The sequence below is a fragment of the Curtobacterium sp. 22159 genome (assembly GCF_052045775.1).
Lineage (GTDB): Bacteria > Actinomycetota > Actinomycetes > Actinomycetales > Microbacteriaceae > Curtobacterium.
In genome coordinates this window covers 362,030-362,956 of record NZ_JBQEPN010000003.1, presented here as the reverse complement: position 1 = coordinate 362,956, position 927 = coordinate 362,030, and the positions used below count along the sequence as shown (strand labels likewise).

At 72.0% G+C, this 927-nt stretch carries 1 protein-coding gene; it reads left to right on the top strand.

From position 1 onward, the window contains the following. Positions 1-509 precede the first annotated feature (509 nt). Positions 510-927, top strand: a 418-nt coding sequence (locus tag ACTJKO_RS05685; protein WP_440686557.1) for a hypothetical protein, incomplete at its 3' end; no start/stop codon positions are given.

Here is a 927-nt window from a genome sequence, read left to right as displayed (position 1 = left end):
GTGGGAGAGTAGGACGCCGCCGGACTCAACGTAAGAAGATGTGGCCATCGGCCCTCCATCGAGAACTTGCAGGGGAAACCCTCGTTCTCGGGAGGCCGGTGGCTACATCTGTTTCTGCTGCACAGCACTCGACTCGTGCGTCCGATCGTGATGGACTGGACGCACGAGCTGCGGGTGAGCGGTGCGGCTCCGGTACAACGACACAGCGGACGATCGCACGGGCACGAGCTCGTGCACGCGACGAGGAGCAACGGTGGCGAACGACGACGAGCAGCGGCGGAACGACGGCGACCGCGGAGACCGGTCTCGCCGTGATGGCGGTCGGCCCCCTCGTCGTGACGGCGGTGACCGGTGGTCGTCCGGGCCGCGCGACTTCGAGCGCCGAGAGGGCCAGCGTCGGGATGCTCCTCGGCGCGACGGTGATCGTCCGGTGCGTGGTGGCGGTTCGGGCCGTGATGGCTCGCGGCCCTTCCGCGACGGGGGGCAGCGGCCGGCGTGGCGCGGGGACCGTGACGACTCGAGTCGTCCTCCTCGTGGTGATGGGCCCCGCGGCGCGGATCGTCCGCGCCGTGACGGGGACCGCCCGTTCCGCGGGGGCTCCGACCGTCCGCGCCGCGACGGGGACCGTCCGTTCGGTGGCGATCGTGCTCCGCGTGACGCGGAGCGGCCGTTCCGCGGGGGTGCTGACCGTCCTCGCCGGGATGGTGATCGTCCGTTCCGTGGTGACGATCGTCCCCGTCGTGACGGCGATCGGTCGTTCCGCTCGGACCGCCCGGCCCGTGATGGGGACCGTCCGTTCCGGGGCGGGTCAGACCGTCCGCGTCGTGACGGTGACCGTCCGTTCCGTTCCGACCGCCCCGCGCGTGACGGTGGCCGTCCGTTCCGGGGCGATGACCGTCCGCGTCGTGACGGTGACCGTCCGTTCCG